Source organism: Rhodococcus sp. 2H158, from assembly GCF_053764755.1.
On sequence record NZ_JBSNCE010000021.1, the window covers coordinates 109,281 to 117,801 of the forward strand.

Annotated in this window: 7 protein-coding genes; 1 reads left to right on the forward strand and 6 read right to left on the reverse strand. The window is 70.5% G+C overall.

The genetic code is table 11. The features are described 5' to 3' along the window. Window positions 1-100: 100 nt before the first annotated feature. Together ACWPOB_RS20410 and ACWPOB_RS20415 are read right to left on the reverse strand one after the other, a co-directional pair. Complete coding sequence (locus ACWPOB_RS20410) at window positions 101-790, reverse strand: response regulator (protein WP_455401912.1); 690 nt, start codon at window positions 788-790, stop codon at window positions 101-103. Continuing rightward, the gene (locus ACWPOB_RS20415) at window positions 787-2,343 is read right to left on the reverse strand and encodes a sensor histidine kinase (RefSeq protein ID WP_455401917.1); all 1,557 of its coding nucleotides are present in this window, start codon (window positions 2,341-2,343) and stop codon (window positions 787-789) included. The genes ACWPOB_RS20410 and ACWPOB_RS20415 overlap by 4 nt, the downstream gene beginning before the upstream one ends. Before the next feature lie 193 nt (window positions 2,344-2,536). On the opposite strand from ACWPOB_RS20415, the gene ACWPOB_RS20420 reads away from it, so the two are divergent. Further along, the gene (locus ACWPOB_RS20420; protein WP_100055451.1) at window positions 2,537-3,943 is read left to right on the forward strand and encodes a cation:dicarboxylate symporter family transporter; all 1,407 of its coding nucleotides are present in this window, start codon (window positions 2,537-2,539) and stop codon (window positions 3,941-3,943) included. Between the two features lie 86 nt (window positions 3,944-4,029). Here ACWPOB_RS20420 and ACWPOB_RS20425 read toward each other — a convergent pair whose 3' ends face one another. The 4 genes from ACWPOB_RS20425 to ahpF all read right to left on the reverse strand — a co-directional run bounded on the left by ACWPOB_RS20425 (window position 4,030) and on the right by ahpF (window position 8,414). Then, window positions 4,030-5,076, reverse strand: a complete 1,047-nt coding sequence (locus tag ACWPOB_RS20425) for a nucleoside hydrolase (RefSeq protein ID WP_100055450.1) — start codon at window positions 5,074-5,076, stop codon at window positions 4,030-4,032. Between the two features lie 120 nt (window positions 5,077-5,196). Then, the gene (locus ACWPOB_RS20430; protein ID WP_100055449.1) at window positions 5,197-5,802 is read right to left on the reverse strand and encodes a TetR family transcriptional regulator; all 606 of its coding nucleotides are present in this window, start codon (window positions 5,800-5,802) and stop codon (window positions 5,197-5,199) included. 94 nt (window positions 5,803-5,896) lie between these two features. Next, window positions 5,897-6,814: a LysR substrate-binding domain-containing protein gene (locus ACWPOB_RS20435; protein ID WP_455401913.1), complete on the reverse strand. Its 918-nt coding sequence runs from the start codon at window positions 6,812-6,814 to the stop codon at window positions 5,897-5,899. 10 nt (window positions 6,815-6,824) lie between these two features. Beyond that, window positions 6,825-8,414: an alkyl hydroperoxide reductase subunit F gene (gene ahpF, locus ACWPOB_RS20440; RefSeq protein WP_455401914.1), complete on the reverse strand. Its 1,590-nt coding sequence runs from the start codon at window positions 8,412-8,414 to the stop codon at window positions 6,825-6,827. Between the last annotated feature and the right edge of the window lie 107 nt (window positions 8,415-8,521).

The following is an 8,521-nucleotide window of genomic DNA, read 5'->3' on the forward strand; positions in this document are numbered from 1 at the left end:
GGCCACAACGGCCACAACGGCCACAACGGCCACAACGGCCACAACGGCCACAACGGCCACAACGGCCACAACGGCCACAACGGCCACCGCGTGCCACCGCTCAGCGCGGGGCGTAGCGGATCTGCGGACGGCCGGCGCGGCCGTACTCGGTGTGCCGGGAGGCGACGCCGTCGTCGGCCAGGCGCTCCAGATACCGCCACGCCGTCACCCGCGACACGCCCACCGCGCTGCCCACCTCGGCGGCCGTCAGCGGGCGCGACGCGTCCCGCAGACACCGGGCCACCGCATCGAGGGTCTGCGGCGCAACGCCTTTCGGGGACGCGACGCGCGGATCGGAGGTCCGCAGCGCAGCCATCGCCCGGTCGATGTCGTGTTGGCCGGTGGCCGTGCCCGCGGCGCCGAGCGCGTTGCGGTAGGCCAGGTAGTGGTCGAGCTTGTCGCTCAGGGCCGCGAAGGTGAACGGCTTGAGCAGATACAGCACGATGCCCCGGGCGACGGCGGTGCGGACGACCTCGAGGTCGCGGGCGGAGGTGACGGCGATGATGTCCGGACTCGGGCGGATCCCGCTCATCGCTGCAGCCACGTCGAGGCCACTCATGTCGGGCAGGCCGATGTCCAGCAACACCAGATCCACCGGCTCGGCGGTCCGCGCGGCGTCGGCGACGGCGCGCAGCGCGGCCTGCCCGGTGTTGGCGACGGCGACCACCGTGAACTGCGGCAGCCGATCGACGTAGGCGCGGTGGGCATCGGCGATGCGGGGCTCGTCCTCCACGACGAGGACGCGAATCATCGTGTGCCGCCTGCGTGCTCGGCCTGCAGGGGGATCTCTGCGACGACCATCGAACCCAGCGACGGTTCGGTCCGCAGGGTGCCGCGGTGCCGCGCCACCACCTGCGCGACGAGGGCCAGGCCCAGGCCGTGGTGGTCCGCCTTCGTGGAGTAGCCCCGCGCCATGGCACGGGCGAGGGTTTCCGGCGACATCCCGGGCCCGCTGTCCGCCACCTCGACGATCATGTTCGAATCATCCTGCCGTATCGTCACTTCCACCCAGGGTTCGTCGACGGCTCGCGCGGCGTCGATGGCGTTGTCCACCAGGTTGCCGACGAGCGTCACCAGGTCCCGGGTGCCGAGCGGCGTCGCGCCCAGCGCGGTGTCGTCGGTGACGGTCAGCTCCACGCCGCGCTCGGCGGCGTCGTTGATCTTCCCCAGCAGCAGGGCGACCAGCGCGGGTTCCTGCACCGACGCGGTGAGCCGGTCGATGAGCTGCTGCGACAGGCGCAGCTCCTCCGTCGCGAACGCGACCGCCTCCTCGGGGCGTCCCAGTTCGACCATCGTGACGATGGTGTGCAGCCGATTCGCCGACTCGTGCGCCTGTGCGCGCAGCGCGTCGGCGAAGCCGCGCACCGAGTCCAGTTCGCCCAGCACCCTCCGCAATTCGGTGCGATCCCGCAACGTCATCACCGTGGCGATCCGTCGGCCCTCCCACTGCACCGGGCTGCGGTCGACGACCAGGACGCGGTCCTCGGTGAGAAGAACGTCGCCGCGGGCGTCCGGGTCCGAGCCGGCCACCCGCAGCGCCTCGGGCAGGTCCTCCGTCGTGACCGGGCCGTCGCCGAGGCCGAGCAGGCGCCGCGCCTCGTCGTTGACGACCTCCACGCGTGCGGGCTCGTCGGTGCCGAGCACGATCAGGCCCTCGCCGATCGCGTGGAGGACCGCGTCGTGGTGCTCGTAGAGCCGGCGCAGCTCGTCCGGTGCGAGTCCGAGGGTCTGGCGGCGCAGGCGCCGGCTGACGAGCACGGCGCCGGCGGCCGCGAAGGCCAGGGCCGCGGCCGACAGGCCCAGGAGGGCGGGCAGCCCGCGGGCGAACTGGTCGGCGACCTTCGCGCGGGTCACGCCGACGGCGACCAGGCCGACGACGCGTTCGTCGTCGAGGATCGGCGCCACCGCCCGGATGGACGGGCCGAGCGAGCCGGCGTAGGTCTCGGTGAACGCGGTGCCGGCGAGGGCCGGTTCGATGTTGCCGCTGAACGGCAGACCGATCATCGCGGGGTCGGTGTGGGTGTACCGGGTCCGGTCCGGCGCCATCACCACGATGAAGTCGGTGCCCGTCGCCTCCCGGATCCGTTCGGTGCGCGGTTGCAGCACCGCAGTCGGGTCCGGCGTACGTAGCGCCGCGGCCGTCGAGTCGGACCCGGCCAGGGATTCGGCGATGGCGAGGACGGTGCGGCGGGTGGCGTCGTCGCTGTCGCGGCGCTCGTCGATCCCGACGAGGACGGTGCCTGCGGCGATGACCAGGGCGAGCACAGCCAGCTGCAGCACCAGCAGCTGACGTGCCACGCTCATCGACGGCCGGTGCGCGGTCGGCGGCACGGACGTACTCCTTCCGGATGCCGGTGGGTCCGCCTCGTGAGCGCGACATCACCTGAACGAAATGAACGCAATCTTCACCGGGTGAGGCTGCGCTACCACCATTTCTATCAGGAACGTGACCGCGATCACGAAGTCCCCCGAAACGTCCCATCCGAGAGGATCCGCCATGAGCACGTCCACAGACTCCCGGGCACCCGGTGCCAAGTCGCCGGCCAAGCGCAGAGACCGGACGCACTGGCTCTACGTCGGTGTCATCGTGGCGGTGGTGGCCGGCGTCCTCGTCGGCTGGCTCGCCCCGGACGTCGCCAAGTCGTTCGGCGTCCTCGGCACGATGTTCGTCGATCTCATCAAGATGATGATCAGCCCGGTCATCTTCTGCACGATCGTCCTCGGCATCGGCTCGGTGCGGGCCGCCGCCAGCGTCGGCAAGGTCGGCGGCCTGGCGATGGTGTACTTCCTCGGCATGTCCACCGTCGCGCTCGGTATCGGCCTGGGGGTGGGTAACCTGCTCGATCCGGGCAGCGGCCTGAACCTCTCTCCGGAGGCCGCCGGCACCGGTGCCGCGCTGGCCGACAAGGCCCACGCCGCGGGCGGGACCATGGACTTCATCGCGTCGATCATCCCCACGTCGCTGCTGTCGGCGCTGACCGAGGGCAGCGTGCTGCAGACCCTGTTCGTCGCACTGCTGGTCGGCTTCGCGCTGCAGGCCCTCGGGAAGACCGGCGAGCCGGTCCTGCGGGGCATCGGCTACGTGCAGAAGCTCGTGTTCAAGATCCTGTCGATGATCCTGTGGCTCGCTCCGATCGGTGCCTTCGGCGCCATCGCCAACGTGGTCGGGCAGACCGGTCTCGGCGCGGTCGTCCAGCTCGGCACCCTCATGATCGGGTTCTACCTCACCTGCGTGCTGTTCGTGTTCGGTGTGCTGGGCTCCCTGCTGCGCATGGTGGCCGGGGTGTCGATCTTCAAGCTGGTCAAGTACCTGGCCCGCGAGTACCTGCTGATCTTCGCGACGTCCTCGTCCGAGTCCGCGCTGCCCCGGCTCATCGCGAAGATGGAGCACGTCGGTGTCGAGCGCACCACCGTCGGCGTCGTGGTCCCCACCGGCTACTCGTTCAACCTGGACGGCACCGCCATCTACCTGACGATGGCCTCCCTGTTCATCGCCGATGCGCTCGGTTCGCCGCTGTCCCTGGCCGAGCAGCTCTCCCTGCTGGTGTTCATGATCGTCGCGTCGAAGGGCGCGGCCGGAGTGAGCGGCGCGGGCCTGGCAACGCTCGCCGGCGGCCTGCAGAGCCACCGTCCGGAGCTGCTCGACGGCGTCGGCCTCATCGTCGGCATCGACCGGTTCATGTCCGAGGCGCGCGCGGTCACCAACTTCTCCGGCAACGCCGTCGCCACCCTGCTGGTGGGAACGTGGACCGGCACCGTCGACCGCGGCCGCGTCCGCGACGTCCTCGCCGGCCGCATCCCGTTCGACGAGGAGACCATGGTCGACGACGGCCACGGTCCGGTCGCCGAGCCGAAGCCGGCCGTCGCCGCCGAGCCGGAAGAGAAGGTGCTGGCACGCGCCTGACCCGCCTCCGCGAAACCCCTTGTGGCCGAATGTCACACCGGTTCGATCAGATCGAACCGGTGTGACATTCGGCCACAGGCGTTCGGTCAGACGTGCGTCCGGGACAGCGCGGCGATGTGCGTCCCGACCCGCTCGACGAGGTGGTCGAAGAACAGCGGCGGGTCGGTGGCGACGACGATCTCGGCGTTCGGTTGCCGGCCCCACATGCCGGACCAGTCGGCGACGGTGGTGCCGCGGGTGAGCCGGCCGTCGAGTTCGACGTCGATTGTCGCCGGACGGGTGGTGAAGGGCACCGTTCCCAGGGCGACCGCCGCCGCGAACGGATCGTGGACGTGTGCCAGGAAACCCTGATCCTGATCGCGGTGGAATTCCATGTAGAAGCGCAGCGCGTCGGACAGGTACCGCACGACCGGGTTGGACGCCTCCGAGCGAAGTCCGCGCGGATCGTCCGGCGAGAGGATTTCGGCCGGAACGCTTCCCGCGGTCTCGGCAAGCCGTCGCAGGTGTTCGGGTCGCATCGCGATGGACTCGGTGGTGTCGAGGGAGCACACGATCGGCCGGCGGTCGGGAGCCACCGCGGAGAACGCGTCGAACACCGCCTTCGCGGCCTCGGGGTCCACCGCGACGTTCCACTCGGAGGTGGGTGTGGTGTTGCCCGGGTAGTTGAACGCCCCGCCCATCACGACCAGACGACGCAACCGGTGGGGGAGTTCCGGGTCGAGCCGGATGGCCAGTGCGAGATTGGTGAGCGGACCGGTGACGAGCCCGACGAGTTCGCCGGGGTGGTCGCGGGTCAGCTCCACCCATGCCTCGGCGGCGCTGCGGCCCGACGGGCCGCGTCCGGGAGCGGGCAGGTCGGCGTAACCGACGCCGCGCGGGCCGTGCGTGTCCTCGGTGGTCATCAGCGGCGCGACGAGCGGGGCCTCCGATCCGACGGCGACCTCGATGTCCGGCCGGCCGCACACCTGCAGCCACGCCAGGTTGTTCGTGGTGACCTGCTGCACGGGCACGTTCCCCGCGGTGGAGAGCACCGCGACGATCTCCGCGTCCGGACTCGCCAGCAGGTAGAGCAGGGCGAGTGCATCGTCGATGCCGGTGTCGACGTCGGCGACGAGGCGGGTGGGTTCGGGCACCCGCCCATCCTGCAGTACGCGGCCGCGGCCCGGAACGGCCGGGGCGGGCCGCACGCGCGTGGATGCCGACCACACCGCGGACGGACGGCCGATCGCGGCTCGGGCAGTGCGAGTGCCGTCTCAGCCGACGATGCGCCGCAACTCCTCGCGGCAGCGGCGGTAGACCTCCACCGGTTCCGCGGCCTCTCCCTCGAGGGCGAGTTCGCCCCAACGCTCCCAGCTCGTGCGCCACACGGCCACGGCCGTCTCGGCGACCAGCAGGATCGTCGCCGGGTCGTAGTGTGGGAGCTGTTCGGTGAGGCGGGCCCGGAGGCGGGACGTGAGGACCTGCTCCTGCGACGCGGCGAGCGCCTGCAGGTCGGGCTCTTTCGCCAGCAGGCGCGCGACGCGCCGGTGTTCCTCCAGGTCGGGGTCGGTCTCCCGGCTCATCACCGCCTCCGCGGCGGCCTCGACGCTTCTCAGGACGGCGGCGGGATCCGGGCCGGAGACCTCCAGCGCGTCGATCACCAGGAGCAGGCGGCGCTGTCCGGGCAGGGCGGCCTGCTCCTTGGAGGTGAAGTACCGGAAGAAGGTGCGGGCCGAGATGCCGACCCGGTCGGAGATCTGCTGCACGGTGGTCTCGCGGACGCCCTGTTCCTCGAACAACTCGAGGGCGGCCCGGTGGATCTCCTGGTGGGTGTCCAGGCGGCGCCGGGTCCGCAGATCGTGGGGGATGTCGACGTTCATGCGGTCCTTCCTCAGCCGGTGTCCTGCGATTATGACCACCTCCGTCGATGCCGGCGTGCGTGCGGCGACCCGGCCGTCGCCTCGGGGTGTCGGCTCAGGAGGGCGGTGTCGTGTCGACCAGACCGGCGGGGAGCTGGCGGAACATCTCGGCGAGCTGAGGCAGGAAGTCGCGGAAGCCGCTGCTCTTGCGCCAGAACATGCCGATGCGGCGATGCGGGACGGGATCTTCGAAACGCAGCAGCCGGATGTCCGGCGGCTGGGTGACCGGGGTGGTGACGGCCAGGCGGGGCAACAGTGTCACCCCGACCCCGGCGATCACCATCTGACGCAGGGTCTCCAGGCTCGTCGCCCGGAAGCCGTTGCGTTCGGCGGCTCCGGTCAGCCGGCACACCTCGAGGGCTTGGTCCCGCAGGCAGTGACCGTCCTCGAGCAACAGAAGGCTCTCGTCCGCGATCACCGACATGGGGGCAGGTTCGGCCGTGGCGGCCAGCGGGTGCGTGGCCGGGACGGCGAGCACGAAGTCCTCGGAGAACAGGTACTCCTGGTGCAGGTGTTCGTCGTTGACCGGGAGCGCCAGCACGGCGACGTCGAGGTCGCCGCCGCGGAGCCGCTCGAGGAGGTCCTCGGTCTTCTCCTCGATCAACAGCAGTTCGAGGTCGGGGAACCTCACCCGCACCTTCGGTACGACATGGGGGAGCAGGTACGGGGCGAGGGTCGGGAACAGGCCGATGCGGAGCGTGCCCGACTCCGGGTCGGAGGACTGCCGGGCGATCTCGCGAATGTTCGCGGTCTCGCTCAGAATGATCCGGGCCCGCTCCACGATCTGCCGGCCCGCGTCGGTCAGGGTGATCTGACGCGGGCTCCGCTCGACGAGTTCGACGCCGAGTTCCTGTTCGAGCTTGCGGATCTGGGTCGACAGCGTCGGCTGACTGACGTAGCAGGCCTCCGCCGCCCGGCCGAAGTGGCGGTGATGCGCCACCGCGGCCAGGTACTCGAGATCACGCAGGTTCACGAGGGACGAACTATCGGACGACCGCGGCGACCGAGTCCTCGGCCGGGGCGCTGGTGCGGATGAGATGGTCGAACGCGCCGAGCGCTGCCGTCGCTCCGGCACCGGCGGCGATGATGATCTGCTTGTACGGCACCGTGGTGCAGTCGCCGGCGGCGAACACGCCGGGCACCGAGGTCTGGCCGCGGTCGTCGACGACGATCTCGCCGCGCGGCGACAGCTCGACCGTCCCGGCGAGCCACTCGGTGTTGGGCAGCAGGCCGATCTGGACGAAGATGCCCTCGAGTTCGAGCGTGTGCGCGGTCCCGGTGGTGCGGTCCTGGTAGGTCAGGCCGGTGACCTTCTGACCGTCGCCGAGGACCTCGGTGGTCAGCGCACTGACGACGATGTCGACGTTCGGCAGGCTGCGCAGCTTGCGCTGCAGCACCTCGTCGGCGCGCAGCACCGAGTCGAACTCGATGAGCGTGACGTGCGCGACGACGCCGGCGAGATCGATCGCGGCCTCGACGCCGGAGTTGCCCCCGCCGATCACGGCGACGCGCTTGCCCTTGAACAGCGGTCCGTCGCAGTGCGGGCAGTAGGTCACGCCCTTGTTCCGGTACTCGGTCTCGCCGGGCACGTTCATCGAACGCCACCGTGCACCCGTGGACAGGATCACGCTGCGGGCGAGCAGGGAGGCGCCGCTCTCGAGTTCGACCTCGACGAGGCCGCCCTCGGTCGCAGGCACGAGCTTCGCCGCACGCTGCACGTTCATGATGTCGACGTCGTACTGGCGGACGTGGTTGTCGAGTGCGGCGCCGAGCTTGGGGCCTTCGGTGTAGGGCACGGAGACGAAATTCTCGATCGCCATCGTGTCGAGCACCTGGCCGCCGAAGCGCTCGGCGACGACACCGGTGCGAATGCCCTTGCGGGCGGCGTAGATCGCGGCTGCGGCACCGGCCGGACCGCCGCCGACGACGAGCACGTCGAACGGGTCCTTCTCGTCGATCGCGGCCGCCGCCCGATCCGCGGCGCCGGTGTCGAGCTTGCCGATGATCTGCTCGAGGCTCATGCGGCCCGAGTCGAACAGCTCGCCGTTGAGGTACACCGTCGGCACGGCCATCACCTGACGTCCGTCGACCTCGTCCTGGAACAGGGCGCCGTCGATCGCGACGTGCTTGATGCGCGGGTTGAGCACGCACATCAGGTTCAGGGCCTGCACGACGTCGGGGCAGTTCTGGCAGGACAACGAGAAGTAGGTCTCGAAGTGCAGCTCGCCGTCCAGATCTCGAACCTGCTGCTGCAGCTCCTCGGACTCCTTCGACGGGTAACCGCCGACCTGGAGCAGAGCAAGCGCGAGCGAGGTGAACTCGTGGCCCAGCGGGATGCCGGCGAAGCGGACCTCGATGTCGGTGCCGACGCGGCGCACCGCGAAGGACGGGCGACGCGCGTCGTCGTCGCGACGCTCGTAGGTGACCTTGTCCGACATCGCCGCGATCTCGGCGAGCAGTTCGGCGAGTTCGGCGGACTTGGGTCCGTCGTCGAGGGAGGACACGAGCTCGATCGGCAGGGTCAGCCGCTCGAGGAGGGACTTCAGTTGGCCGGCAAGCGAGGCTTCGAGCATAGGGATCTACTCCATCGACGGGGAGGAACGGTGATCGGGGCGAAGGGGACTGCGCCGGGTGGTTCGGCGCTCCGGGGTGGGGGGGGGGGGGGGGGGGGGAGACCACA